Annotated in this window: 25 protein-coding genes; 9 read left to right on the forward strand and 16 right to left on the reverse strand. The window is 64.8% G+C overall.

What is annotated here, in order from left to right:
* Window positions 1-13: 13 nt before the first annotated feature.
* Both rfbC and L2D00_13115 read right to left on the reverse strand, forming a co-directional pair.
* Window positions 14-589 carry a dTDP-4-dehydrorhamnose 3,5-epimerase gene (rfbC, locus tag L2D00_13110; protein WBQ12777.1) on the reverse strand — a complete coding sequence of 192 codons (576 nt, stop codon included), beginning with the start codon at window positions 587-589 and terminating at the stop codon, window positions 14-16.
* Window positions 590-763: 174 nt separating this feature from the next.
* Window positions 764-2464 (reverse strand): hypothetical protein, encoded by a 1701-nt coding sequence (locus tag L2D00_13115; protein ID WBQ12778.1) that lies wholly within the window; start codon window positions 2462-2464, stop codon window positions 764-766.
* A 759-nt stretch (window positions 2465-3223) separates the two neighbouring features.
* Between L2D00_13115 and L2D00_13120 the strand changes: the two genes are divergently transcribed.
* The 3 genes from L2D00_13120 (at window position 3224) to L2D00_13130 (ending at window position 7806) form a co-directional block, all read left to right on the forward strand.
* Complete coding sequence (locus L2D00_13120; GenBank protein WBQ12779.1) at window positions 3224-4624, forward strand: hypothetical protein; 1401 nt, start codon at window positions 3224-3226, stop codon at window positions 4622-4624.
* 205 nt (window positions 4625-4829) lie between these two features.
* Window positions 4830-6581, forward strand: a complete 1752-nt coding sequence (gene tadA / locus L2D00_13125; protein WBQ12780.1) for a Flp pilus assembly complex ATPase component TadA — start codon at window positions 4830-4832, stop codon at window positions 6579-6581.
* 25 nt (window positions 6582-6606) lie between these two features.
* The gene (locus tag L2D00_13130) at window positions 6607-7806 is read left to right on the forward strand and encodes a type II secretion system F family protein (GenBank protein ID WBQ12781.1); all 1200 of its coding nucleotides are present in this window, start codon (window positions 6607-6609) and stop codon (window positions 7804-7806) included.
* Between the two features lie 299 nt (window positions 7807-8105).
* Here the strand turns inward: L2D00_13130 and L2D00_13135 are convergent, their stop codons facing one another.
* A complete protein-coding gene (locus L2D00_13135; protein ID WBQ12782.1) occupies window positions 8106-8897 on the reverse strand; it encodes a class I SAM-dependent methyltransferase in 792 nt (263 codons plus the stop codon).
* A gap of 71 nt (window positions 8898-8968) precedes the next feature.
* Here L2D00_13135 and gspG point away from each other — a divergent pair, with 71 nt between their 5' ends.
* Entirely contained in the window at window positions 8969-9424 is a 456-nt protein-coding gene (gene gspG / locus L2D00_13140; GenBank protein WBQ12783.1) for a type II secretion system major pseudopilin GspG, read from the forward strand.
* The gene (locus L2D00_13145) at window positions 9405-9818 is read left to right on the forward strand and encodes a prepilin-type N-terminal cleavage/methylation domain-containing protein (protein ID WBQ12784.1); all 414 of its coding nucleotides are present in this window, start codon (window positions 9405-9407) and stop codon (window positions 9816-9818) included. The genes gspG and L2D00_13145 overlap by 20 nt, the downstream gene beginning before the upstream one ends.
* Window positions 9819-9826: 8 nt before the next feature.
* On the opposite strand, the gene L2D00_13150 is transcribed toward L2D00_13145, so the two are convergent.
* The 9 genes from L2D00_13150 to L2D00_13190 are packed head-to-tail and all read right to left on the reverse strand — an operon-like array spanning window position 9827 to window position 17642.
* Window positions 9827-10213: a hypothetical protein gene (locus L2D00_13150; protein ID WBQ14515.1), complete on the reverse strand. Its 387-nt coding sequence runs from the start codon at window positions 10211-10213 to the stop codon at window positions 9827-9829.
* 41 nt (window positions 10214-10254) lie between these two features.
* Entirely contained in the window at window positions 10255-10896 is a 642-nt protein-coding gene (locus L2D00_13155; GenBank protein ID WBQ12785.1) for a hypothetical protein, read from the reverse strand.
* A 20-nt stretch (window positions 10897-10916) separates the two neighbouring features.
* Complete coding sequence (locus tag L2D00_13160) at window positions 10917-13088, reverse strand: hypothetical protein (protein WBQ12786.1); 2172 nt, start codon at window positions 13086-13088, stop codon at window positions 10917-10919.
* A 1-nt stretch (window position 13089) separates the two neighbouring features.
* Window positions 13090-13566, reverse strand: a complete 477-nt coding sequence (locus L2D00_13165; GenBank protein ID WBQ12787.1) for a hypothetical protein — start codon at window positions 13564-13566, stop codon at window positions 13090-13092.
* Entirely contained in the window at window positions 13563-14150 is a 588-nt protein-coding gene (locus L2D00_13170; GenBank protein ID WBQ12788.1) for a hypothetical protein, read from the reverse strand. The genes L2D00_13165 and L2D00_13170 overlap by 4 nt, the downstream gene beginning before the upstream one ends.
* Window positions 14147-15196 carry a hypothetical protein gene (locus L2D00_13175; GenBank protein WBQ12789.1) on the reverse strand — a complete coding sequence of 350 codons (1050 nt, stop codon included), beginning with the start codon at window positions 15194-15196 and terminating at the stop codon, window positions 14147-14149. The genes L2D00_13170 and L2D00_13175 overlap by 4 nt, the downstream gene beginning before the upstream one ends.
* Entirely contained in the window at window positions 15159-16217 is a 1059-nt protein-coding gene (locus tag L2D00_13180; GenBank protein WBQ12790.1) for a general secretion pathway protein GspK, read from the reverse strand. The genes L2D00_13175 and L2D00_13180 overlap by 38 nt, the downstream gene beginning before the upstream one ends.
* Window positions 16214-16945, reverse strand: a complete 732-nt coding sequence (locus tag L2D00_13185; GenBank protein WBQ12791.1) for a prepilin-type N-terminal cleavage/methylation domain-containing protein — start codon at window positions 16943-16945, stop codon at window positions 16214-16216. The genes L2D00_13180 and L2D00_13185 overlap by 4 nt, the downstream gene beginning before the upstream one ends.
* A gap of 10 nt (window positions 16946-16955) precedes the next feature.
* Window positions 16956-17642, reverse strand: coding sequence for a class I SAM-dependent methyltransferase (locus L2D00_13190; GenBank protein ID WBQ12792.1), 687 nt, complete (start codon window positions 17640-17642; stop codon window positions 16956-16958).
* Between the two features lie 314 nt (window positions 17643-17956).
* Between L2D00_13190 and glmS the strand changes: the two genes are divergently transcribed.
* The 4 genes from glmS (at window position 17957) to L2D00_13210 (ending at window position 23068) form a co-directional block, all read left to right on the forward strand.
* Window positions 17957-19783, forward strand: a complete 1827-nt coding sequence (gene glmS / locus L2D00_13195) for a glutamine--fructose-6-phosphate transaminase (isomerizing) (GenBank protein WBQ12793.1) — start codon at window positions 17957-17959, stop codon at window positions 19781-19783.
* 84 nt (window positions 19784-19867) lie between these two features.
* On the forward strand, window positions 19868-20983 hold the full coding sequence (locus L2D00_13200) for a DegT/DnrJ/EryC1/StrS aminotransferase family protein (protein ID WBQ12794.1): 1116 nt from the start codon (window positions 19868-19870) through the stop codon (window positions 20981-20983).
* 76 nt (window positions 20984-21059) lie between these two features.
* Window positions 21060-22070: a dipeptide epimerase gene (locus L2D00_13205; protein ID WBQ12795.1), complete on the forward strand. Its 1011-nt coding sequence runs from the start codon at window positions 21060-21062 to the stop codon at window positions 22068-22070.
* On the forward strand, window positions 22067-23068 hold the full coding sequence (locus L2D00_13210; GenBank protein ID WBQ12796.1) for a DUF1611 domain-containing protein: 1002 nt from the start codon (window positions 22067-22069) through the stop codon (window positions 23066-23068). Before L2D00_13205 ends, L2D00_13210 begins: the two co-directional genes overlap by 4 nt.
* 9 nt (window positions 23069-23077) lie before the next feature.
* Here the strand turns inward: L2D00_13210 and L2D00_13215 are convergent, their stop codons facing one another.
* The 4 genes from L2D00_13215 to L2D00_13230 form a co-directional block, all read right to left on the reverse strand.
* Complete coding sequence (locus tag L2D00_13215; GenBank protein WBQ12797.1) at window positions 23078-23332, reverse strand: helix-turn-helix transcriptional regulator; 255 nt, start codon at window positions 23330-23332, stop codon at window positions 23078-23080.
* On the reverse strand, window positions 23316-23816 hold the full coding sequence (locus tag L2D00_13220; GenBank protein WBQ12798.1) for a DUF2975 domain-containing protein: 501 nt from the start codon (window positions 23814-23816) through the stop codon (window positions 23316-23318). The genes L2D00_13215 and L2D00_13220 overlap by 17 nt, the downstream gene beginning before the upstream one ends.
* Window positions 23817-23887: 71 nt before the next feature.
* A complete protein-coding gene (locus L2D00_13225; protein ID WBQ12799.1) occupies window positions 23888-24352 on the reverse strand; it encodes an acyl-CoA thioesterase in 465 nt (154 codons plus the stop codon).
* Window positions 24349-25491 carry an iron-containing alcohol dehydrogenase gene (locus L2D00_13230; protein ID WBQ12800.1) on the reverse strand — a complete coding sequence of 381 codons (1143 nt, stop codon included), beginning with the start codon at window positions 25489-25491 and terminating at the stop codon, window positions 24349-24351. Before L2D00_13230 ends, L2D00_13225 begins: the two co-directional genes overlap by 4 nt.
* Between the last annotated feature and the right edge of the window lie 56 nt (window positions 25492-25547).

Below are 25547 nucleotides of genomic sequence, written 5' to 3' on the forward strand. Positions count from 1 at the left end.
CCCTCTTTTTGCGCTAGCCCGGTAGGTAGTCAAAAGGTGTCGTGAACGCGGCGAAGCGGGTCGCCTGCGCGTCCTTTTGTGACACCACGCCTTGGCTGGCGAGTGGACCCCAGTCGATCCCGAGTGAGGGATCATTCCACAACACGGCACCGTCATGCGGCTTCGAGTAATAGGCGTCAACCTTGTAGGCGACTTCGGTATCGGGTTCGAGGGTTATGAACCCGTGGAGGAACCCCTTTGGCACAAACAGCTGCCTGGCGTTCTCCGCGCTGAGCTCGACGCTCACATGCTGCCCGTAGCGCGGGGAGCCGCGCCGGACATCCACCGCCACATCCAGAATGGAACCGCGGATGACCCGCACCAGCTTGGACTGGGCCATGGGCGGCGCCTGATAGTGAAGCCCCCGCACCGTTCCGGCCGGGCGCGAGAGCGAAAAATTGTCCTGAACAAAGACGATATCAGCGGGCAGGCCCGCTGCCTTGAACCCGGCATCCTGATAGGTCTCGGAAAAAAACCCGCGCTCGTCATGAAACCGCGCCGGGGTGAAGACCATCACCTCGGGAAGGCTGGTGTGTTCTGACTTGTTCAAGATAACCCCTCACGCTCGCGAGCGTCTAGGCGATTCGGATAACAGCGGGTTTGCGCCTCTGCAACGCCTGTTCCCACGTCAGGCCGGCCAGCCGCCCGTCACTGGAGCCCTTGCGGCCAGCCGCCGCTGGCTCAAGGTGCCCGCATGCTCTGGCCCGCACCCTCGCCGGACGGCCTATCGCAGCCGGGGCCGCGGTGTGCCTGCGGGCCGGCCTTCGGCGATGCCGTGGCGGACATAATGGGTCAGCGGGTCCAGTCCCCGGTTGGGCAGGTCGCGATTGGCCTCCAGATAGGCGGCGCCGTCGAATACGCCCGCCAGTTTCAGCCGGGCGCGGGCCTTGTGCAGGGTCCAGGCGGACGGCAGCAGGGACAGCGCCAGCCGGCGTGTGCCACCACCCGACGGCAGGATCAGGCCCAGCGCCTGGCGCATCCACAGCGTTGTGGCGCGCGACTCTTCAAGTGCATGGCTCAGCGTTTCCAGCCCCGCTCTGGCGGCGGCGTGGGCTGCACGCTCGGCATCCAGCGCTTCGGTGAGCGACTTGCGTTCCTGTTCCAGCGTGCTGCGTGTGGTCTCCAGCAGCTCGGCGGCGGTTTTGCGTTCGGTCTCCAGCGCCTGGGCGGCGGTTTTGCGTTCGGTCTCCAGCGCTTCGGCGAGGCGATTGCGCTCATGCTCCAGCGTGCCGCGCGTTGTCTCCAGCACCTCGGCGGCGGTCCGGCGTTCGGTCTCCAGCGCTTCGGCCATCACATTGCGCTCATGGCGCATGGCATCGAGCGCGTGTGTCAGCCGCTGGATGGTGTCGCGCTCATGGTCGAGCGCTTCGGCCATCACATTGCGCGCATGGCGCAGGTCATTGGCGTCCTGAATGGCGGCGGCGCGTTCGCTGGTCTCTGTCTCCAGCGACCGGGCGAGCGTGTCGCGCTCTTTGGTCAGATCGCTTTCGCGTTCCTGCGCGGCGCGCCCCGCAGCGATGATATTGCCAAACACCTTGCCCATCGCATCGAGTTCGGCGCGCAGCGTGTCGAGCCGCGCATGATCGGCCGGATCCTCGCCCGTCTGTGTCCAGCGCTTGAGGATGTCATAGGCCTGGCCCACCTGGACCGGCAGGGTGGGGTGGCGGGCGATGGCGTCCTCACCCAGCGCGTGATGGCGCAGCGAAGGGGTCAGATAGCTGGCGATGGCGCCGCGCGTGGCGTCGCTCTGCGCCGGCCAGGCAAAGCCGAAGGCGGTCTCGGTGCGCGCGACCACGCTTTGCCAGTCATCCAGCAAATCCTCATAGTGGACGAACAGGCGCGCCATGCCCCGGCTGAGATGCTCGCCGTCCAGCACGTGGCGCAGCCACAACAGCGCGCCATAGGCCGGATCGAACCCGTCGCGCCGGTGCATGGAGCCGGCCACTTCCAGCGGGTGGCGCAGGGGGATGAGGGCGGCCGCGCGCGTATTGCGGGCCTCCAGCACCTTGGTCCAGAACGGCAGGATCCGGCACAGGCGCGGGTCTTTCAGGGCAAAGAAGGGCGCATCGCCAAATTCCGCGTCCAGCAGGGCGCGCGCCTCCGCCTCAAAGCTCTGCGCCGGTGGCGAGCGGTGCCAGGCATCGGGAAAGGCCAGCCAGTCATCCCAGGCCGATCCGGCCGACGCCAGCAGCCGGGTATTGAGGTGGAACACCGCCACCGATTCCCAGAAACCGGTCGGATTATTGGCGTTGGCCGCCATCAGGGAGCGCGGCACCGCGCAGCCCAGAAGGTTCAGCACACGGGTAAAGGCGCTGGTGCCCGACCGGTGCATGCCCAGCACCAGAACACAGGTGCGCGGCGTTTGGGGCAGCCCCTGATTCGCCCGGGGCGCAGGCTTGCGGGCCGGGCCGCTTTTCTTTGGCACCGCTGTCTTAGGCGCCGCTGTCTTCGGTGCGGGGGTTTTCGCGGCGGCCTTTACGGGCGCAGGCTTGCGGGCCTTGGCCGGGCGGGCGGCGGATGGGGTCGCGGCGGCGGGGCCGGATGCGGTCTTGCGCGGCATGGGCTGATCCTGGCGTCAGGCAGACCGGCCCCTGACAGGCAGAGGGCCGATTCAGAAAGGAAACGGAGATTGATCGCCCCGCCCCCCGGCATGCAAGCCTGGCATGCATGGCCTCTCGCGTCACGCTACAGGCCCGGACCAGGTCCGGACAAGACAAAGGGCCGGGCTGCCCGTGCCGCCCGGCCCGTCCGATGATGCAGCCTGAAAGGTTCTAGAGCGTTATCCGGCCTGACTGCGTCAGGCCGGACGCTCCAGGTCTTTGATCTGAAGCGCAATTTTTCCGAAAACCGGTTCCCCCCTTTTCGGATTGCGCTCCAGTTATCCGGGCTGGTATCCGCATCGGGGTAGCGACGGCAAAACCAGACATAGTTTATCGGCGCATGCCTCGCGCGTGGCAATGAGGCAACAGGCGGCGCTCTAAACAACGGTGTTCAGGCGCATTTAAGCCAGTACCCGCCGTTTTGTGGATTGACGCCCGAACCGGTAGCGCTTTAAGAAGGCGACGTTCGGCGCTCTTTGGAACTCTGAGGGGGCGTCCAAACCGGCGCTCTGCAGGCGCCAGTGTCTTCAGGGGCCATTTGTGCTGAACAGCCATGGCTGAAACCACGTAGGGGGAACCCCGTTATGAAACTCACCCATCTTCTCGCCGGCGTTGCTGCCACCGCCCTCATCGCGGGCACAGCGAACGCTCAGCTCGTTGTTGTAGACAGTGACGGTGACAACGCCGTCGAGTTTGCTTCGCAGGTTGACTTGTCTGAAGCAGCATACCAGGACGAACTTGAGATCACGCTGAGCGCTGCTGACATCACTGCTATCGGTGATCTCGGCGCTACTGACGATATCAATATCACCCTGACCGTTGATGGTGGCCTGTCATTCTCGACCTTCCTGAGCAGTGCGAACTTTACGCCCGAAACGCCTTTGACAGAGTGCGCTCTGGTGATTGATACCGGTGGCTCGAATGGTGGTACAACTGTTACTTTCACCAGTGATGCATCGTTCGTTCCTGAGGACTGTGAGCTCGAATCTATCGGGTTCCTTCTGCCTGTCGACATTGAAGGCGTTGGTAACGTTTCTTACGAGCTGTCGCTTGCTTCGACCGGCACTGTGCTTGCTTCGGGCGAATACGATTCAGACGATACTACAAACGCAATCGACCCCTTCTACACCGCTCGTAACTCGCTTGACGTAACGTTTACGGCTGGTACGGCTGAGCCTGATCTTGATGACGATTATGAGTTGTTTGCTGGCAGCTCGACCTCTGACATCGTCGGCACCCTGCGAGTTGAAGACGAGGACGGTGGTCCAACTACCTACTCTGTCGAGGTTGGCGCTGCTAATTCTGTGAACTTCGACACTGCTTCTGCAACACAATTTGATGGTGCTGAGTTGGTTGTGACCGTCCCGGCTCCGGCTGGTATTGAGAGCGTTGAACTTGATGGTATTGGTACCGAAACGCTGGACGCTAACGGTCAAGCGACTTTCGCTCTGTCCAATGCAGACCTGGACGCGCTTGAGGCTAATGCGGTCTTCCTGTCTCTGAACGCAGACACCACCACTCCGGCGGCCATTGCAAACCAAGAGATCACGGCTGATCTCACTTTTGAAGAAGCAACTGGTTCTGACCTTGACGTTGATGACGTTCTTGGTGCATCCGTTGGTGACGTTGTTCGTGAAGGCTCGAACATCGGCGTGTTTGAATGGGTTGGCGACAGCAATGCTCCCACCGGCAACGTGTTCCGCGCTGTTGGCTTGGGCGCAACCCTGCCGACGATCCGTGTGACCCTCACCAACTCCAACACTGATGTGGATGGTGAGTACGTGGTCACCCCGGCTGGCACGCTGACCAATGGTGAGCTGATCCTGACCGGTGCTGACATCGAGGCTGCTGTGGGCTCTGCCTTCGGCCGCGCTGATGTTTCCTTCTCCTTCGAAGCTGATGGCATCACCGTTCGCCGCTTCCTGGTGGGCGCCAACGGCACCCTGACCGATATGGGTGATGACAACGACAACAACCCCCTCTGATCTCAGGATCATTGGATGGGAAAGGGCGGCCCTCGGGCCGCCCTTTCTTTTTGTGCCGGCACCTGTCCCGATCTCATTCGCACCCGCTGGGCGCGCTGTGGCCCGAGTGGTCAAACCGGCGCTGATATGCCATCAATCGGCTGAGTTTTTTTCAGTCCGCGCCGCCGCTGGGTGGCAGGACAGCACCGGAGAGCGGCCCGCTATCATGGATCATCGCCGTATCGGGGACATGCTGGTGGATGAGGGGGCGGTCAGCGCCCGCGATGTCGAGGCGGCCCTGCGCTTCCAGGACGAGGTGGGCGGGCTGTTCGGCCAGGCGCTGATGCGTCTGGGCGCGGTGTCTGAAGACGTGCTGCTGGCCGCGCTGTCGCGCCAGCTGGGCCTGACCATCCTCACCGCCCCGCTCATGCCGGCTGAAGGATCGGCCTATCTGGAGGCGTGTTCGCGCCTGAACCTGTCCCCGCGCTGGCTGCTGGCCCATGAATGCGTGCTCTGGTTTGACACCCCCGACGGTGTGGCGGCCGGTGATGCGGATGCGCTCAACGTGTTTGCCCGCGATCCGATGAGCGCGCCGCTGCAGGAGGCCCTGACCCGGGTCTGGGCCGGCGCGGCGCAGTATTATCTCGGCCCCAACCGCCTGCTGGATTCGGCGCTGGCGCTGGCGCGCTCGCAAGGCGCCAGCGAGGACTGGACCGGCGATGATGCCGCGCGCCTGCGCGAGCTGGCCGAGGAAGCCCCCGTCATCGATTTCGTCAATGGCGTGTTTGAAGATGCGCTGCGCCAGCGCGCGTCGGACATCCATGTCGAACCGTTCGAACATCATTTCCAGATTCGCTTCCGCATTGATGGCGTGCTGCGCGAGGTGCAGACCCTGCCGCGTGGCCGGTTTGACGCGGTGGCGAGCCGGATCAAGCTGATTTCGGGCATGGATATCGCTGAACGCCGCCTGCCGCAGGACGGCCGTCAGTCGGTGCGCTTTGCCGGTCAGGACATTGATCTGCGCGTCTCCTCCCTGCCCGGTGCCTGGGGCGAATCCCTGGTGCTGCGCCTGCTGCGCAAGCAGCAGAGCCTGCCAAGCCTGGAAGGGCTGGGCCTGACCGGGCGCTCGATGGAGGCGTTCCGCCAATTGCTGGAGGAGCGCAATGGCGTGATCCTGGTCACCGGGCCCACCGGCTCGGGCAAGTCCACCACGCTCTATCGCGGGCTGGAGCTGGTCAATGATGGCGAGCGCAAGATCATCACCATCGAGGATCCGGTCGAGTACGACATGGAGGGCGTGACCCAGGTCCAGGCGCGCGCCGATATCGGCTACACCTTCGCGCGCGGCCTGCGCGCCATCCTGCGCCAGGATCCGGACATCATCATGATCGGCGAGATTCGCGATGGCGAGACCGCCGGCATCGCCACCCAGGCCGCCCTGACCGGCCACCTCGTCTTCTCCACCCTGCACACCAATTCGGCGCTGTCGGCCATTGAGCGCCTGATCGATCTGGGCGTGGAGCCGTTTCTGGTGTCGGCCTCCCTGCGCGGGCTGATGGGCCAGCGCCTGGTGCGCAAGGTCTGCCCGCATTGTGCCCACCCGGCCGAGCCGGAATCCTGCCAGGAGGGTGAGCGCCGCCTGGCCGCCGCACGCGCGGCTGGCGCGGCCCTGCCCGCTGCGGCCGCCTCGGCGCGCTGGGTGGAAGCGGCCGGCTGCGTGCACTGCGCCGACCAGGGTTATCTGGGCCGCGTCGCGGTTTATGAAGTGGTCCGCCTCAACAGCGCCATGCGCGAGGCGATCAATAATCGCGCCAGCGAGGCCGATCTGCTCGCCGCCGCCCGTCAGGACGGGTATATCACCATGTATGAAGACGCGCTGGCGAAAGCCGCCGAGGGGCAGACCACCCTGTCGGAAGTGTTGCGCGTGTTCGGCGCGGCGGCCCATGTGCGTGTCCCGGCGCGCCTGTCCGCCGAATAGAGCGGTCCGGAGGCCTGTGTAGCTCATGGCGATTTTCCGTTATCGCGCTCTGGATGCCACCGGGGCCACGGTGGAAGGACGCGTCGCCGCCGAGGACAGTATCGAGGCCCAGCGCCAGCTGGAGGCCCAGTCAGTTGCGCCGTTCGAGCTGAGCGAGGTGCGCGCCGGCGAGCGCAAGTTCAGCCGCAACAAGGCGCGCTCGGCCGACCGTCAGCGCTTCATCCGTCAGCTGGCCGTGCTGATCCGCGCGGGGACGGCATTGCTGCCCGCCATCGATTCCCTGATCGCCGACGAGACCTGCCGCGAGCTGGCGATAGAGGGGGAGAATATCCGCCGTGATCTGCGATCCGGCGCGCGCCTGTCTGAAGCCATGGCGCGCCACATGCCGCGCCTGCCGCCCTATGCCTCCCGGCTGGTGGAGCTGGGCGAGACGACCGGCCAGCAGGCCAAGGCGCTAACCGATATCGCCGCGCAGATGGAGCAGGATCTCAAGGCCGCCGCCGAGGTGCGCAATGCGCTGGCCTATCCCGCCTTCCTCGCCGTGGCGGGGGTGGCCGCGATCACCTTCATCTTCATGTTCGTGGTGCCGCGCTTTGCCGCGCTGATCGGCGATGACCGCTCGGCCATGCCCGCGTTTTCGCGCTGGCTGATCGAAACCAGCCTGCTGTTGCGCGACAATATCGGCATGGTCATGGCCCTGATCGTGGCGCTGGTGGTGGGGGTGATGTTCCTCGCCCGCAACAAGGCCAGCCGCGCGGCCGGTTACCGCGTGATGGAACGCCTGCCGGTGATCAGCGGTTTCCTGCTCGCCGCCGACACGGCCCGCTGGGCGCGCATCACCGGCACGGCCCTGTCGGGCGGTTCAGGCCTGGTGGAAGCGCTGCAACTGGCCGAATCGGCGGTGGCCTCGCAGACCCGGCGTCTGGGATTGCAGGAGGCGCGCCGCGCCATCCGCTCGGGCGAGCCCATTGATGTGGCGCTGCGCACGCATACCGATTTTGATTCGATGAGCCTCAACCTGATCAAGACCGGGCGCACCTCGGCCAGCCTCAATGAAATGCTGCTGTTTCTCGCCGGCATTCACGAGGACGAGGCGCGCAACCGCGCCAAACGCGTGACGGCGCTGGCAGAGCCGCTGGCCATCGTGTTCATCGCTGGCGTCATCGGCGCGATCGTGGTCGGCCTCGTGCTGGCCATGACCAGCATGTACGACATCGCGATCTAGAGCGTGCGGCCTGACTGCGTCAGGCCGCACGCTCTACGCCTTTGATTGAGAGCGCAATTTATCCGAAAACCGGTTCCCACTTTTCCGATTGCGCTCTAGAGCGTGATCCGACCTGACTGCGTCAGGCCGCACGCTCTACGCCTTTGATTGAGAGCGCAATTTATCCGAAAACCGGTTCCCACTTTTCCGATTGCGCTCTAGAGCGTGATCCGACCTGACTGCGTCAGGCCGCACGCTCTACTCTTTTGATTGAGAGCGCAATTTATCCGAAAACCGGTTCCCACTTTTTCGATTGCGCTCTAGCGTTCGGCCACCCAGCGCGGCTGGGGATGTCCATTGACGCCCAGCGGTGCTCCGGCCGGCGGCAGGCGGCGCGCATCCTTGGCGATGACCGCCCAGGCGGCCCCTGGATGATACCAGTCGATATCGCGCCAGATCAGGCCGTGCTGCCGGCATTGTGCGTGCAGCCAGGCGGGCGGGTAGCTGACGCAGCCCGGATAGGTCCAAGGCTCGCCGGGCAGGCTCTCATCATCGAGATTGCGGAAATAGCTCAGCATGATGATGCCGTCATCTTCAAGCGCGGCGGCGGCGCTGGCGAGGAATCGGGCGGTGTTGTCGGCGCCCGAATGGGTGATGATGGACTGGGCCATGATGAAATCGAACGTCGTGCCGAACACGTCGCAACTGAACCCATCATCGCTGGAGAAGACGGGCGCCTTGAGCGTGCGCAGATCATGGCCGGCTTCCTGGCCGAAGCCCTCATCGACGAGCCAGAGATTGGGATCGATGCCGTAATAGAGGCCGGGGCGCAGGAACGGGATCAGCAGGCGGCCAAGGCGCAGCGAGCCACAGCCGAAATCCAGCACGCGGTCATTTTCCGTCAGGCCGAGGGCGGTCATCAGGCCCATCTGAAGCAGGGAGACCGGTCCGAACCGGTCAACCGGGCCCACATAGGCGCGGTAATGGGCGTCGCCCGGTGCCATGCCCGTCCAGGTCTCCGCTGCGGCCGGGTCGGGCTGGGTGGCAGGGGCCGGCGTCACAGCCGGTCTCCGTGACGGGCCGGACAGGCGCTGGATCAGTTTGTGCAGCATGATGATCCCTCAGCCTGACGCTTTATGATATGGGTATCGCAATGATGACTTCCGGGCAGGATGTACGAGCAGTGTACACGAGATTTCAAGGCCGCAAGCCGGGCTCTGGCAGACAGCTGCGTTACCGCCGGGGCTACTCCCTGATGGAGATTCTCGTGGCCGTGGCCATTATTGCCGTGCTGGCGACGCTGGTGGCGCCGCGCCTGTTCTCCCAGCTCGACAATTCGCGCGCGACGGCCGCTGCGACCCAGATACGCATGATCGATACAGCGCTCGATACCATGCGGCTGGATATCGGGCGCTATCCGACGCAGGATGAAGGGCTGAACCTGCTGGTGACGCCCAGTGACGCCGTCGCCCGGGTGTGGAACGGGCCCTATCTCGACGGGGGACTGCCCGCCGACCCGTGGGGCAATCCCTACCGCTACCAGGCCCCGCAGGCGGCCAATGACCGCGGCCGGGTCTACAGCTATGGAGCCGACAATGCGGAAGGGGGCACAGGCCCCGATGCCGATATCGGTCGCTAGGCGGACATCGCTGCGCTCGGGCTATACGCTGATAGAAGTCGTAATAGCAGTCGCAATCGCCGCCACAGTCATCGCACTGTCTGCACCGTCGCTGATCCGCTCCATAGAGCGTGCCCAGGAACGTCAGATCATCGCCGGTGTCATCTCCACTGTGAACGATCTGCGCGCGCAGAGCGTGCTCGACAGCCGGGACATGGATAGCGAGACCCTGACGGCCAATCTGCGGGACGTGCTTCCCGAAGGCTGGGTGCTGCGGGTGCCGGAGGGCTTCCAGCTCTCCCGGGCCGGGTTCTGCACCGGCGGCGAAATCCGGCTGGAAACGCCGCGCGCGCGGGTGGTGGTGCTGAACCCGCGTCCGCAAACACCATGCACGCTGGCCGCCGAGACGGTCTGAGCATCGGCTCAGGGAATAACCAGATCGCCGAACATGTCTCGGGTTTTTGTCCAGCCCAGCTGGCGCACGGTGAAGACGTGTTCGTCCGGGCCGCGTGTCAGGGTGACGGTGACGTCATAGAGCGAGATGGCATAAATCCCGCCGCCGCTTAACCCATCGGGAGACGGGTTGTGGGCAATCCGCTCGCTGGTCCAGTCCATTGTCCACGCGCCAATGGCTTCGCTCCCCTCAGCCATCGCATCGGGGTTGATGGTTGCAATCAGGCTCAGCGCGCTCTGTTCGACCTCGGTGCGTTCGCCGGCCCGGCTCATGCGCAGGCTGGCATCGGCCAATGAGCTCTGCAGCTGGTAAAGAGGCAAAATGACCAGCGCCATCAGCGCAACGGCTGCCAGCACTTCGATCAATGAAAATCCGCTGCGCACCGGGGTCACTACTCTTACAGCTGAAAGTCCCGCGAGGCTGAAAACCGGATGGCGAACGCAATGCCAAATCCGAGCACCAGGCCGGGAGCGAACGCAATGCGATCACGAAGACGCCCTGACAAAAACGCTAGCAGGAATGTTACGGCGCAGGCAATGAGCAGGCTGATCCCGACCAGTGGCAGACCGCTCCAGATACCCGCTGCGCCCGCCAGAACGATGTCGCCGCCACCCAGTCCGGAATGTCCGCGCCGCCAGCGGAAGAACGCATTGACGCCCCATAGCAGACCCCAGGCCAGTACCCCTCCGCCGGCTGCCAGCAGCAAGGCTTCGGACAAGGCCTGACCGGGCATGACCATCAAGACAGCCGCGCCCAGGCCGGTGACCGCGATTCCAAAAGAGGCGATATCGGCGACCAGGCCTTCAATCAGATCGAGGATGGCATTCGCGCAAGCGAGCCCCGCGGCGAGGCCGGCCAGTGCGGCAAGCGCCGGGATCGCTCCGGCGAGCATGAGCGTGGCGCTTGCTGCTGCTGCCAGTCCGGCGCTCAGGCCACACGCGATGAGGCGAAAATCTTTCCGTATGCCGAATATTACGGCCGCCACGCCGCCCGCTGCAAGCATGCAAGCGAGTATATAGGCCCAATTCGAGAGCAGCATCGCCGCCTTTCAATCAAGGACTACTCCGTCCCGGTTTCGCTGGGCTCTCGCAGGCCCGAGCGGCCACGAATCCGCAAAGGTTGGTCCTGGGTGCGCAGCGTCGGGCGGTCGGACTGCTGTTCCTCGAAGCCGCGGTTCATGATCTCCACAAAGTCGTCGACCAGTGCCTGGCGCTGAATCCTGTCATGCAGCACATAGGGCGTGACAAAGACGACCAGCATGGATCGCCCGGCGCTCAGCCGGTCGCTGCGGAACGGGGCCCCCAGGAACGGGATGTCTTTCAGGAACGGCACGCCGGAGCGGCCCCGCGTGAACCGGTTCTCAATCAGGCCGCCCAGCACGGCGGTCTGCCCGTCCTGCAAGGTGAGCTCGGAAGAAATGCTCCGGTTGGAAATCAACGGGCTGGAGATGTCGGCCGTATCATTGGGCTCGGCGTTGCTGACCTCCAGATCGATGGCCAGATCAATCCGGTTATTGCTGTAAACACGCGGGCTCACATTCAGAATAATACCGGTGGACCGGTACTGGACCGATTGCAGCACATCAGTGGAGCCGCCTACCTGTGTCGGTGCAGCCCGCTGAGATGTGATGATCGGGACGTCGGTGCCGACCTGGACAACGGCGTCCAGACCGGACCGGATGACGATCCGCGGGGTTGAGAGAATATGGATCTGGTTATTGCTGGCATTCGCCGAACCCGACAGAGACACCTGACCCGTATTGACCGTTCCGGACAGACCGCCGCCTGAATTGATAGTCGCGGCGAACCGGGCGGCTGCTTCGCTGTCGAACACAGCATCGAGCCCCATATCCCATTCGTCCGTGAGCGTGACCTCGGCGACAGTGACCTCAATGAGCACTTCGCGTTCCGGGGTGTCGATCCGCTGCATCAAGGACAGGATCTGATCGAATTCAGGCTGCGTCCCGAAGAAGATCAGCCTGTTGCCAACTTCGTCTACCGTGAGCCGTGTCCGGTTGGAGTCATCTTGGCCCGCTGCAGCCTGGGGCGCGGGTGCAGGTGCTCCTTCACCATTGGACTCACCAGCCGCCGAACCGGATACTGTGCGGCCGGGCTGGATGTTCAGCACGGCGGAGACCAGCTCTGACAGCCGGGCCGCCTCTGAGTACTGGGCTTCGTAAACAAATCCGCGCCGCGCTTCGGACCGCGCTGCGGCGCGATCAAGATCCTGGGCGATGGACAGCGCGTGTTGCGCCCCCTCGCGGGTCAACGAGAAGATCAGCAGCTGGTTGGTCTGGCGCACGGGCAGAAGCGTGATGGCGCGCATCGCGTTGGTGTTACTGGCGACCATAAGGCCTTCAGCCGTCATGATCTCCTGCATCGTTGTGACCAGCTCTGTCACGACCCAGTTTCGCGGCTCGAACTGAATGACGTCAGTACCGGCAAAGCGCGGCCGGTCCATTTGCTCGACAATCGCCAGCGCCGCGTCCACATCGCCCGGAAGACCGAGCAGGGTCAGGTAATTGTGCCGGCGGTTGGCGGTGATGGAGACCGCCTCGCGATCGGGCAAGGCCAGCTGAATGATTTGCTGCATATCAGCAGCATCAATGGCGTAAAGCTCAACAAACTGGATAACCGGCCGCATGCTGGCCGGTGTCGCGCGCCGTGCGCGGCTTGTGATGAGCTGGGGCAGCTGGCTGCGCAGCTCGCTGCGCGTGGTGACGGAGAACCGTCCATCCCGGTGGGTTATGGCAAGTCCATAACCGTCCAGTGCATCGCGAACCATGTCGAGAAAGACGGTGCGGTCCATTTCCTGCACGGTTCTGAGCGAGATCATGGCCTCCATTTCGGCAACGCCCGGACCGAGCACGAAAGGCTGCTCGAGAACTTCTCCGAACACGACGTTGATGAAGGCTGGTACCGACAGGGGCGGCACGGTCACGCTGACAGGCGAGCCCTCCAGCAGGGGCATTTGAGCGCCACCCTGATCAAACGGGCGCCCGGATGCCGCTGTTCCCACGGCGGGACGGCGGCTGACCCGGCCCGTCTGCTCAGGCTCTGTGATGGTGGGGAGGGACTCGGTGCGGTCATCCCAGTTCATGGCACCGGTCACGCGTTCACGTGGCGCGTCAACATCGCCGAACTCTTCCCAGAACGTGTTGGGAGAAGACGTGCTACAGCCTGCGAGCAGGACAATTGCCGGCAAGATGGTCCGCAGATGCGTGCGTCTCATATCAATCGTCCAATGTTGGGAAAACCGGTAGTTCGCGGGTTTCGTCACCCCGTCTCAGCAGCACATTGACTGAGGTGATATTCGCAACCAGCCAACCGCCCTGCAGCTCATCCCCGCGCTGCAGCTTTGTGAAGCGACTATTATCGGCAAAGAGCAGGATTGTCCATTCTCCGCCTTCGCCTACAAGCGCCGCCAGGCGGGGGTCGGAGAGCGCGGTTTCGATCTGATCCACGCTCATCGGCCGGGAGGCGGACAGCCCGGCTCCTTGCGTGATGTCGGCATCGGGAAACAACCCGGCAGCGAAAATCCGCCTGACATAGCTGCCCACATCACTGCTACCCTCCAACTCGAAGGTGGCCGCGTTGCTCAGGTTATCGCGGGACGTCAGGCCGGAGGTGCTTTCACCCGTCGTCAACCCGGCAACAAACGCAATGCTGGCCAGAAAAATAGCAATCAGTAGACGCAAGGACGATGTCATGGCACTTGCCCCGCCTCAGTTTCCAGGATGGCTGGTGCCAGCAGCTGGATGCGGATCGTGCCATTGGCGCGCTGCCACTCCACCCCGGATGGCACCAACAGGTTCTCGTAGGTGGCGAGATTGTCAAACAGCGCCAGGAACTGCCCATTCCGGTCTTCCCCGGTCAGGCGGAGCTCGAAATACACCGCCTCGTCGCCCAGCGGCAACGGATCGGGACGGATTTCGACATTCACCCTTTCGAGACCCGAGGCGATGGCGAGGCGCGTGACCTCGCCCTGGAGTTGGGCCGAGACGATGCCGGGGGTGCGGCCCCGCCAGAATGCGGCCTGCGAGCGCTCCAGACTGCGGCTGATTTCTGCGGCCCGTTCAGCCCAGTTGCTCTCGGCCGCCAGTGCCCGATAGACGCGCAATTCACGCTGCATCTGCTGGGCCTCCACACGCTGGGTGGCGACATGCTCTGACAGATTGGCAATAGCCACCACCAACAGCAAAGCAGCCAGCATGGCGAGGCCAAGCCGCGCGCGCGGGGTCAGCCGGGCGGACAGGCGGGCACCTTGATCACGGGCCTGGGCGATGAGGTTCACCGGTTCGCTCCCTCGACATCAGCCTCGACGCGCCAGAGATTCTGCTGGCCGAGCGGCGCAAAGCGCACCCGTGACAGGGCAGGGTGGCTTTCGAGAAGTTCGACCAAGGCCGCCGGGCTCAGCGCCTCGCTGGACTGCAAAACCATCTCCAGCCTTGCGTCGGTGATGTTGGCGCGTTCCAGCTGGGTTTCGGCATCTTCCGCGGCCTCGGCGAAGACGGCCAGTATCTCCATCGGATGAGGCTTGCGCAGGACGTCGCTGTAGGCAGCTATCTGGCTGGCACCATAGCGCGCCTGTGTGCGGGCCTCGACCACCTCTCCGGTCACATCCTGAAGCGAGGCCAGTTCGCTGTTGGCGCGGTAGATCGAGGCTTGCAGATTGAGCGATTCCCCGCCCAGAAACAGAACCGGTAGCCCGAGCAGCAAGATCGCGAGCGCGGCAATATCCTTGCGCGCCGGCCGCTGGACCAGCTCAAGAAGGCGATAGGCCGCTGGCTGGGACGGGTTCACCGCAGCGGCGCGCATGGGTACAGGCACGTCTGTGGGATGCTCGCCTTTCAGGCCGCGTACAAAAGCCGTCCATTCGTGCGCCGCGGGCTGGTAGGGCCACCAGCGGCTGGCCAGAAGCTCTGAGTCATCCCAGAGCTGACCTTCGAACCCGTCCAGACAGGCGCGCAGAACCAGACCCTCGGCCGGGGCATGCAGCACGGTTTCCGGGATGGCGCGATACTCGCCGGTACCGACGGCGTCGAGCGTGGATTTCGACCAGCTCCAGACCCCGACCTGCGTCTTGCCCCAGACCAGATACATGTCGGCGTCGCGAAACGGGGTGCGAGCCTGCGCAGCCAGTTGGGCTGCCTTCACCGTGCGCGGCGAAATGGCGCCGGGCGGGCGGGTGACCAGTTCAAAATGCGTCAGCGCCCGGCTGATGATAACCCGCTCGCCCCGAATGAAGCGGTCGACGGGGCGGCCACCCCGTTCGACGCGCGAGTCCGCGAATACAACGGACCTAACCGGGCTCAGGAAGGCGCCTGGACGTTTCAGCATCGGGTACCTTGAGCGCATTGCGAACGTACTCTCCCCCAATACGGTATCTTGAGCGGATGACATAGGGTCTGGCGTCAGTCCCCGGCGTAAGCTCGAACGATGTGCGCCGGACCAGCACGCCATCCATGCCCTGCGTGATCAGGACGAACTGGTTCGACGGCGGGGAGGGCAGGTGGAACACATCCGTATGCACATCAAATTCCGGCCAGCCAATGGCACCAAAGCTCTCAATGATACCGTCCTCGCTTTCCCAGCCCTGGCGGCCAAGCACATCGGCCTGCCCGGCAAGCGCATCGAGCATGAAACGTGACACCACCCGGACATTCAGCTGGGAAGAAAACCGCGGCTCTGTGAGCAGCAGCAAGCGGCCCTCATCGGTGCAGATCTCCAGCCCGGCGAGGACAGGCGGCACGCACGCCTCCAGCGGCGACGTGATGATGCGGTTGGGCGGCAGACCCTCTTGCGCGTACGCATCTGATTCCGCGCCCCCCACCCGCGTCAGGTCATCCTCGTCCTGAAAATCGCCCAGTTGCGCGTAGACCGTGCGGTGCAAGGAACGGTCTATCCCCAGCACATCAAAGCGTGCCTCAAGATATACTGGCTCGGTTCCTGTCAGGTTGAGAAAAGCCTGTTGATCAAGATAGCGTAGCACGACGGGCGCGTCGCCGAACAATACAGGGACGCCATTTGCCGGGACAAGGGAGGCGCGCTCCGGCTCCAGCGAGGGCAAGGACAGATCTCCGCCAGGACCGCGCACGGCGCCGACTTCCAGCCCCTCAAAGCCGGCCGGCGAAGTGAGGGCCAGGTAGAGAAAAGTTTGCTCGGCAGAATGGAAGGCCCGGTGCGTAGTTTCCCGGCCGATCATGTCGGCCATGCGCGCATTGCCGAGCCTGACTTGCGTGGAGGCGATAGCGGTGACCAGCGTGATGAGGACAATTGCGGCCAGGACAAGCGGAAAGACATAGCCCTCGCGCACCCCTGCGCGCCCGCTTGGCTGGCTGGCGATCGCGCGCGTCTTCATATCTGCACCATGTCACTGGGCCGCGCCGGCGGGCACGCATTGGACGCGGGCGCCAGAATGAGTCCGTAAACCGGCTCGCCGGCGGCTTCCACGGTCAGGCGTATCGCGGCAGGCAGATAGGCGCAGAACGGATTGCGCCGCAAATCTGAAAGCCCGGGCGGGCCTGGCAATCCGGCGCTCACGCCTGGCTGTGTCAGTCCGGGGGTCATGCCAACGCCCCGCACGATGGGCCAGGTGTCCACCCACGCTCCGGTAAGGTCATCACGGTATTCAAACCGCGCGGCATCGGCTGGCCAGCTTCTGACATGCCAGCTGGTGTCTTCATCAGCTTCGCCGGCAAGCTCACGGTAGATGAGGGTGATGGTGCCCGAGCTGTGCGCAAGTTCAGCCGTGTAACGGGCCGAGCCCGCACTCCCCGGGAGGGCCGAGCGTGTCGTATAGCCGCTGAAGGAGTTTTCATCGCCACTGAAGGCATACGGGGTGTCGACATGTTCGGCGCGCGACGCACCGATTGCGTCGCGCAGAGCCAAGAGGTCTATGCGCGCGCCCAACTCGCTGCTGACAAACCGCTCGATCCGCACTGCGCCGGTGCCCGCCAGCCTGACAGCGTCCAGTACAAGGACGGCCACCAGGGCTGTAATTGCGAGGCAGACCAGGGCCTCCAGCAGGGTGAAGCCCTCTGTCAGGCGGATGTCCCGAGGCTGCGACCGTCCCTCCTGTTCCAGCACGCCTTGCATCCTACTGCCTGCGGAAAACCGCCATTTTTTGGTTGCGAGGATGATCCCAGTCGCCCATCCACTCGATCCGCCATCCTGACCTCGCCGCTGCAATGAGGTCGCGGGCGCGGTAATGGTAGGGGTCCTGATCGGGATGGGTGATCATGCCGCCGCGCTCATGGAGCAAAGGCTGGTCAAAATCATGCCAGGGCGGGCAGTCGAAATAAGTCGCAAAAAACAGGCCGCCCGGCTTCATTCGGCTCCGGATTTTCGTCAGGCATTGCTGCAGGTAACGCACCGGCAAATGGCTGAAGACCGACTGGGCGATGGCGTAGTCGAAGCGGACCCCGAATTGCTGGATGCCGAAATCATCTGAAACCTGCAGGTTGGCGGTCGGGAAGCGGGTATCCAGGCCGCGCTGAACAATTTCCCGCTCATAACCTGCAGTCATTATTTCGTTTGAAATATCAATACCATAGTAATTCCCCGGATTGAGATACTCAATAAATTTCACACCGCCGCGGAACGACCCGCACCCGATATCGACCAGGGTGTGGCCGGGCATCAGCCCGCAGCGTGTCAGAAAATCGAGTTGCAGCAGTCCGAGCACGTCCCACATGCCGCCGATGATTGACCGGTGCCCGTCATCACTGCCGGACAGGGCCAGTTCAACAAACGCCTTGTCATAATAGAAGGATGCTTCGGACATGAATCCATTTTTCTGCAAGTGGCCGTGCCGGGGCACCTCAACACGGCGTATCTTAATTAGCTGCGGGGGTCGTGTTAAGGCCGTTGGGTGTGCGCCGGTTTGGTTGTCACGGGCATCCGGCGCGCGGGCCGCACCTGTCGCCGTCCGGCATGACCGGGTCAGAGCCCGACACCAGCCGGGGGCCCAACGGGTCCCGGACCAACCGCCTCGTGTCATGAACTGAAATGTTTTGTCGACGTGCACGCTCTGGCACCGGGCGTGCAGGGCTGACTATAACCGGTCCGGGTCCGGACTGCGTTGGGAGGCGAATTTCGATGTGTGGCATTGTCGGTGTGTCGGGGCGGACGGATGCCGCAGACGTTCTGGTGGAGGGTCTGCGCCGGCTGGAGTATCGCGGTTATGATTCGGCCGGTGTATGTGTGGCCGGACCGGACGGCGTCCTGGCTGTCGAGCGTGCCGCCGGCAAGGTGGCCGCATTGTGCGACACGCTGACCGCGCGTGGCGGACTGACAGGCCTCAGCGGCATCGCCCACACGCGCTGGGCCACCCACGGCGCGGCGGAAGTGCGTAACGCCCACCCCCACCGTGCCGGACGGGTCGCACTGGTCCATAACGGCATTATCGAGAACCATGCCGTGCTCAAGGCCGAGCTGGCCGCGCAAGGCCGGGTGTTTCTCTCCGACACCGATTCAGAGGTCGTCGCCCATTTGTTCGACGCCGCGCTGGACGCCCATGACGATGCCCACATGGCCTGGCGCACGGTGGTCGAGCGGCTGCAGGGTGCCTTCGCGCTCGCCGCAGTCAGCGAAACCGCGCCGGACCTCGTGTTTGGCGCGCGCAAGGCCGCGCCCTTGCTGGCCGCACTGGGGCCGGCGGCGGGCTATGTTGCCTCGGATGCCATGGCGCTGCCTGAAGATGCGGCCACGCTGATCTACCTCGAGGACGGCGACACGGTCGTGGTGGGGCCGGGCACGGTGGATGTGCGTGACGCCGGGGGCCGGCCCGCCCAGCGCAAGCAGGCCGCCGGCCCCGGTGCATTCGGGCGCGTGGACAAGGGTCCGTTCCGCCACTTCATGGAAAAGGAAATCCATGAACAGCCCGAAGTCGTGGGCCGCACGGTCGCGGCGTATGTGAATCTCGCCGACGGTACAGTGAACCTGCCCGCCGCGGTGAATTTCAAAGCGATGAACCGGCTGCTGATCGTGGCGTGCGGCACCGCGGCCTATGCGGGCATGGTGGCGCGCTACTGGTTCGAGAGCCTCGCCGGGCTTGCCACTGAAGTCGATATCGCCTCGGAGTTCCGCTATCGCGACCCGGCGTTTTCGCCTGGCGATGCGGCCTTGTTCATTTCCCAGTCGGGCGAGACCGCCGACACGCTTGAAGCGCTGCGCCTGTGCAAGGCGGCGGGTATGGTCACCATCGCCCTGACCAATACCGCCCATTCCACCATGGCGCGCGAGGCCGATATCGTGCTGCCGACCCTGGCCGGGCCGGAGATCGGCGTGGCCTCCACCAAGGCCTTCACCTGTCAGCTTGCGGCGCTGGCGGCGCTCTCGGTGGCAGCGGGCACCCAGCGCGGCCGCATGGATCCGCCTGCGGTTCAGGCCGCTATCGCCGACCTGTCTGCGGCGCCGCGCCTGATGGGCGAGGCGTTGAGCCTGCGCCAGAGCGTGGACACGCTCGCGCTGGATCTGGCGCGCAGCGCGATTGTTCTGTTTCTGGGCCGCAACACGCTCTTCCCGCTGGCGCTGGAAGGCGCGCTGAAGCTCAAGGAAATCAGCTATATCCATGCCGAAGGCTATGCCGCCGGCGAGCTCAAGCATGGGCCGATCGCCCTGATCGAGGAGGGGGTGGCAGTGATCGTGCTGGCACCGATGGACGCGTTGTTTGACAAGACCCGTTCCTCCATCGAGCAGGTGCGCGCGCGCGGCGCGCGGGTGATCGCGGTGACCGATCCGGCGGGTGCCCAAGAACTGGCAGACCAGGGCGCGCTGACCCTGGTGACGCCGGCTGCAGGCCGCTTGGCCGCGCCCATTGTGATGGCGGTGGCTGTCCAGCTGATCGCCTATCTGACGGCGGTGCACAAAGGCACCGACGTGGACCAGCCGCGCAATCTCGCGAAGTCGGTGACTGTCGAATAGGGCAATGAAACGTGACTTAAGCGCGCGCGCGGGCCCGGCTATACGCCGCACCATGCCCCGCCTTGCAACAGGATGACGCCCCGCATGATTTCCTTCATTGATCTGGCCGCCCAGCGCGCCCGCATCCAGGACCGGCTCGACGCTGCTATCGCCAAGGTGATCGAGGAGGGCAAATACATTCTCGGGCCCGAGGTCACGGAACTGGAATCCCGGCTCAAGGTGTTTGGCGAGACGCGCCACGCGCTGACCTGCGCCAATGGCACCGATGCGATCCTGTTGCCGTTGATGGCGTGGAAGATCGGCAAGGGCGATGCGGTGTTCGTACCGAGCTTCACCTTCGCCTCCACCGCTGAAGTTGTGGCGCTTGTGGGCGGCACGGCCGTGTTCGTCGATATTGATCCGGACACGTACTGCATGGATCCGGCGAGCCTGGAGCGTGCGATTGACTGGGCCAAGCGCGAAGGCGGGCTGACGCCGCGCGTGGTGATTGCTGTGGATCTGTTCGGCCAGCCGGCGGACTATCCTGCGCTCAGCGCGATCGCCAGCGCCCATGGGCTGAAGCTGATCTCCGACAGCGCGCAAGGCTTTGGGTGCACGCTCAATGGCTATCACCCGGCGCGCTGGGCGGATGTGGCGACCATCAGTTTCTACCCGGCCAAGCCACTGGGCTGCTATGGCGATGGCGGGGCCGTGGTGACCAATGATGATGCGCTGGCGGCGCTGTTCGCCTCCCTGCGCAATCACGGACAGGGTGCCGAGCGCTATGCCTATGACCGCATTGGCCTGAACTCGCGCCTGGACACGATCCAGGCCGCGATCCTTCTGGAGAAGCTGGACATTTTCACCGACGAGATCATTCAGCGCAACGCTGCCGCCGACGCCTATGCTGCAGCGCTGTCCGATGTGGTGAAGGTGCCGGTGGTGATCGAGGGCGGAGTGTCGACCTGGGCGCAGTACACGATCGAGGTCGATGACCGTGAGGCGTTCCGCGCGGCATTGGCTGAAAAAGGCGTGCCCACGGCGGTGTATTATCCCGTGCCGATGCACGTGCAGGAACCTTATCAGCACTTCGCGCTGGCACCAGGCGGTCTGCCCGCGACCGAGCGGGCCATGGCGCGCGTGGTATCCCTGCCTATGGACGCCTATCTGGCCGGAGAGCGTCAGGAGCAGGTGATCCGGGCCGTGCGCGCCAGCGTGTAAAGCGCCATCTCGCCAGATGGCCAGCAAGCCGTTACAAACAGGGCTGATTTGACCTCTCGCAACGCGGAGCGGCCCGGTGCGTCATCTGCAGGCCAGCATCATCACCCGGCGCCTGAAACGGCCCTTTGTCATCGCCACCGGCGCGCGCACCGAGCAGGCCTCCGTGTCCGTTACCATCAGCCAGGGCTCGGATGTGGGCAATGGCGAGGCGGTGGGGGTCAGCTATCGCGCAGAGACCGCCCAGACCATGCTCTGGGAGATCGAAGCGGTGCGCAGCGCCATCGAGGCGGGTGCTGACCGCATGCGCCTCATGAGCCTCCTGCCGCCCGGCGGTGCGCGCGCGGCTCTGGATGCAGCGCTGTGGGATCTGGAAGCGCGCCGGGCCGACACCACCGTCGCCGCGCTGTGCGGGCTGACGGAGCCAGTCGGCGCGGTCGCCACTGCATTCACAATCTCTCTGGACACGCCCGGCGGCATGGAAGCGCAGGCGCGCGACGCCGCGCACCGCCCGGTGCTGAAGGTGAAACTCGGCCGGCGTGACGGGCTGGACGGTGCGCGCGCCGCTGCCGTGCGCCGGGGCGCGCCGGATGCGGTGCTGATCGCCGACGCCAATTGCGGCTGGACGCGCGAGGACCTGCCCCACCATGCCTATGAGCTGGCGGCGCTGGATTTCAAATTGCTCGAACAGCCCCTGCCGCCTGATCAGGATCATCAGCTGGATGATTTCCGCTCGCCTTTGCCTTTGTGCGGGGATGAAAGCTGTCAGTCCATGGCCGAGCTCGACACGGCTGCGCGGCGCTATGACATCATCAATATCAAGCTGGACAAGTGCGGCGGGCTTACCCATGCGCTGGAAATGCGCGCCCGGCTGCGCGCGTTGGGAAAGGGCGTGTTTGTGGGCTGCATGATCTGCGGGGTGCGCGCGATCGCGCCCGCGCTGATTCTGGCCCGGGACGCCGATTTCGTGGATGTGGACGGGCCGGTCTGGCTGGCTGAGGACATCGCCCCGATGGAGCTGGATGATCAGGGCCGGCTGTCGCCTGTGCCCGCCGGCGTATGGGGCGGCATGGGAGAGAGTGTGTCATGATTGCGCTGCCCTATCTTGTGTTTCTGGGCGATGCGGACCGCGAAGTCGGTGTGAAGACCGCCCAGGGCGTGCTGCACTGGCGCCCTGAACAGGTGGCGGGCCAGTTCCGTCTGCCGGGCTGCGAGCTGGATCTGGGCATTCCTGACATGGACTACGAGACGGCCGTGGCGGCGGGCGCGCGCACCGTGCTGATCGGCATAGCCAATCGCGGGGGGATTCTGCCCGAGCGCTGGATCGAGCCGCTGCGCCAGGCGCTGGAAGCCGGGCTCGACATCGCCAGCGGGCTGCATCAGCGCCTGAGCTCGTTTCCTGTTCTGAAGGAGACCGCCGACCGGCTGGGCCGCCAGCTCCACGATGTGCGCCACTGGTCCGGTCCTCCCATAAAGCTCGGCACCGGTGAGAAGCGGTCTGGCAAGCGCGTGCTGATGGCCGGCACCGACTGCAATATCGGCAAGAAATACACGGCGCTGGCGGTTGCACACGAGATGCAGGCCCGCGGTCTCAACGCCACCTTCCGCGCCACCGGCCAGACCGGGGTGCTGATCGCAGGCCAGGGCGTCGCCATTGATGCGATCCCGGCGGATTTCGTGTCCGGCGCGGTGGAGATGCTCAGCCCGGCCAATGCCGAAGACCACTGGGATGTGATCGAGGGGCAGGCGAGCGTGCTGCATCCCTTCTTCGGTCAGGTCACGCTGGGTCTGGTGCTCGGCGCCCAGCCCGATGTTCTGATCCTCTGCCACGAAGCGGGGCGGACCCATATTCGCGGCATGCCCCACCGGCCCTTGCCGGGCCTCACCGACACGCTGGAGGCTCATCTCGCCGCCGCGCGGATCAACAATCCGCACGTGCGCGCCGCAGCAGTGAGCGTGAATACAGGTGCGCTGTCTCCCGAAGCGGCAGAAGCGGCGCTGGACGCGGCAAGGCGCGAGACCGGCCTGCCGGCGACCGACCCGGTGCGTCATGGGGCCGGCGTGCTGGTGGACGCGATTGTGAGCTGACGCCGAGCCCTATTGGTCGTCCGCGCCCTCCACGTCCAGCAAGTCACCAGGGCGGCAGTCCAGCGCGGCGCAGAGCCGGGCCAGCGTGTCAAAGCGCACGCCCTTCACCTTGCCCGATCTGAGCAGCGACAGATTGGCCTCGGTGATTCCGATCACGGCGGCCAGATCCTTCGCCTTCATCTTGCGCCGCGCCAGCATGATATCCAGCGTCACCACGATGGCGGGCGGTTCGCCGCTTGGATCGGGCTCAGACAAAGGCATCATGCTCGCTCTGCAGGGCGTGGGCGCGCTGCATGGCGTAGGCCATGGCCGTGGTGAATATGCCCCCGGCGGCGAGCGCCAGTCCGGCGGCATCGATATTGAAATCGATCCCGCGCGATGCCCCGCTGATCCAGTCCAGCAGGGTCGGCTGGATCACGATCACCGCTGCCGCCGCCCAGGCCAGCGCCTCGCCGAAGCTGCGGATGCGCCTGGCGTTCTGGGCTGAGAACATCTCGCCGCGTCCGTAGGCCGCGCCGAGGGCAGCCATGGCCGCCAGCCCGGTGATCAGGAAGAGCAGCGGCATGGCATCCACAAAGCCGAGCAAGACAGCATTGAGCATGCCCAGCGGTCCCTCCGCCCCCACAGGACCGGCCGAGACCCGCTCGGCGAGATGCATGGCGGAATGAATGAGGCAGAGCATGAGGGCGAGATAGCCGCCCACCTCCATTGCCCGTCCGAGAGTGCGCATTCGATTGTCAGCGGTCATGTGTCATCTCCAAAAGACCATGCCGTCTTATAACAAGAAATTTCTGTATGACAATAATTTTTTATCGCAATTCAGTATTTTTCGTTAAGCCCCGGATTTCCTTGAACCCATTCGCCCAGCACCGCGCGCCAGCTTTCAGGCAGAGGTGCGGGCCGCCGGGTCTCGCGGTCGACATAGACATGGACGAAGAAGCCCTCAGCGATGGCCGTATCCTCACCGGCGCGGAAGATCGCCAGCTCGTAGCGCACCGAGCTTGTCCCGATGCGGGCCACCCTCACGCCAGCCTCCAGCGGCTCGGGGAAGGCGGCGGACGCGTGGTAGCGGCAGCCGGTCTCCACCACGAGGCCGATTGTCGCCCCGCCCGCGATATCGAGCAGGCCCGCCCGCGCCAGGCGCCGGTTCACCGCCGTGTCGAAGAAGGCGTAGAAGACCACGTTGTTCACATGGCCATAGGCGTCATTATCCGCCCAGCGCGTCTCGATGGGTTCGAAGACGGGGTAGTCGGCGCGGACGGGGCGGGCGGGACGCACGCTCATAGAATCTCCTCGAACATCGCCACGATGGACGCATAGTCCATGTCGCGCGGATTGTTGGGCAGCAGCCGGTCATTGGCCGCCACGTCTGCGGCCATGGCCGGGATATGATTGTGGCTGATGCCCAGCTCTGACAGGCGCCGTTCAATGCCCACCTCCGCCGCGATGCGGTCCATCTCCGCGATCAGGCCGTCGGAGGAGGCGTGCAGGCCCAGATGGGCGGCGATCTCTGCATAAAGCCGCTCCGCCGCTGGCGCATTGAAGCGTAGCACGGGCGGCAGCACGACGGCGTTCGACAGGCCATGGGGCACGTGGAACATCCCGCCCAGCGGATAGGCCATGGCATGCACGCCCGCGCACGGGCTGTTGGAGAAGGCCTGGCCGGCCAGCATGGCGCCCAGCAGCATGTCGCCGCGTGCTTCCCTGTCGGACCCGTCCGCGCAGGCGCGCAGGATTGAACCGTGCAGTTTCTTCAGCGCCGCCAGCGCCAGCGCGTCGGACACCGGGTTCTTGGCGCGCCGGTTGGTGAAGGCCTCGATGGCGTGGACCATGGCGTCAATGCCGGTATAGGCAGTGGGGTGGCGCGGCAGGCCCAGTGTCAGGTCCGGATCCAGAATCGCCATGTCGGCATAGAGCGGATCGGCCGCGATGCCGCGCTTGGATGTGGCGCCGGTGGTGAGGACGGCCACATTGGTCACCTCGCTGCCTGTACCCGCTGTGGTGGGCAGAAGGATCAGGGGCGGACGGCTCGCACGCACCTGCTGCACGCCATACATGTCCGACAGGGCCTGCTCACCCGACAGCAGCACGGCGACCACTTTGGCGGTGTCCATAGGGCTGCCGCCGCCAAAGCCGATCACCGCCTGGGCTCCGAAATCACGTCCGGCCTGAACCGCGTCAAACACCGTCTGCTCGGGCGGGTCGGGAATGATCTGGTCATGGACCAGCACGTCCAGCCCGGCCTCGGCCAGTCCCGCCAGCGCGCCGTCGCACAGGCCCGCGCTGCGCACGCCGGCATCGGTGACGAACAGAATGCGCCGGGCGCCCTTGAGTGCGGGGGCCGCGGTGTCAGCCAGGCGCGCGCTGGCACCGGGTTCAAACAGGATGTGCGGCACGGTCTTGAAGGCGAAGGCGGTGGTCATGGGGCGCTCCTGGCAACGGCGCCCGTTTCTGGCAGGCACCCGCGCGCCCATGCTAG

This window comes from Hyphomonadaceae bacterium BL14 (assembly GCA_027627705.1).
In the GTDB taxonomy this organism is placed as follows: domain Bacteria; phylum Pseudomonadota; class Alphaproteobacteria; order Caulobacterales; family Maricaulaceae; genus Oceanicaulis.

Coding starts and splice junctions, on each gene's coding strand:
- L2D00_13120 (WBQ12779.1), top strand. CDS start 3,224: ATGAAACTCACCCATCTTCTCGCCGGCGTTGCTGCCACCGCCCTCATC.
- tadA (WBQ12780.1), top strand. CDS start 4,830: ATGGATCATCGCCGTATCGGGGACATGCTGGTGGATGAGGGGGCGGTC.
- L2D00_13130 (WBQ12781.1), top strand. CDS start 6,607: ATGGCGATTTTCCGTTATCGCGCTCTGGATGCCACCGGGGCCACGGTG.
- L2D00_13135 (WBQ12782.1), bottom strand. CDS start 8,897: ATGCTGCACAAACTGATCCAGCGCCTGTCCGGCCCGTCACGGAGACCG.
- L2D00_13145 (WBQ12784.1), top strand. CDS start 9,405: ATGCCGATATCGGTCGCTAGGCGGACATCGCTGCGCTCGGGCTATACG.
- L2D00_13155 (WBQ12785.1), bottom strand. CDS start 10,896: ATGCTGCTCTCGAATTGGGCCTATATACTCGCTTGCATGCTTGCAGCG.
- L2D00_13160 (WBQ12786.1), bottom strand. CDS start 13,088: ATGAGACGCACGCATCTGCGGACCATCTTGCCGGCAATTGTCCTGCTC.
- L2D00_13165 (WBQ12787.1), bottom strand. CDS start 13,566: ATGACATCGTCCTTGCGTCTACTGATTGCTATTTTTCTGGCCAGCATT.
- L2D00_13175 (WBQ12789.1), bottom strand. CDS start 15,196: ATGCTGAAACGTCCAGGCGCCTTCCTGAGCCCGGTTAGGTCCGTTGTA.
- L2D00_13180 (WBQ12790.1), bottom strand. CDS start 16,217: ATGAAGACGCGCGCGATCGCCAGCCAGCCAAGCGGGCGCGCAGGGGTG.
- L2D00_13190 (WBQ12792.1), bottom strand. CDS start 17,642: ATGTCCGAAGCATCCTTCTATTATGACAAGGCGTTTGTTGAACTGGCC.
- glmS (WBQ12793.1), top strand. CDS start 17,957: ATGTGTGGCATTGTCGGTGTGTCGGGGCGGACGGATGCCGCAGACGTT.
- L2D00_13200 (WBQ12794.1), top strand. CDS start 19,868: ATGATTTCCTTCATTGATCTGGCCGCCCAGCGCGCCCGCATCCAGGAC.
- L2D00_13210 (WBQ12796.1), top strand. CDS start 22,067: ATGATTGCGCTGCCCTATCTTGTGTTTCTGGGCGATGCGGACCGCGAA.
- L2D00_13215 (WBQ12797.1), bottom strand. CDS start 23,332: ATGATGCCTTTGTCTGAGCCCGATCCAAGCGGCGAACCGCCCGCCATC.
- L2D00_13220 (WBQ12798.1), bottom strand. CDS start 23,816: ATGACCGCTGACAATCGAATGCGCACTCTCGGACGGGCAATGGAGGTG.
- L2D00_13225 (WBQ12799.1), bottom strand. CDS start 24,352: ATGAGCGTGCGTCCCGCCCGCCCCGTCCGCGCCGACTACCCCGTCTTC.
- L2D00_13230 (WBQ12800.1), bottom strand. CDS start 25,491: ATGACCACCGCCTTCGCCTTCAAGACCGTGCCGCACATCCTGTTTGAA.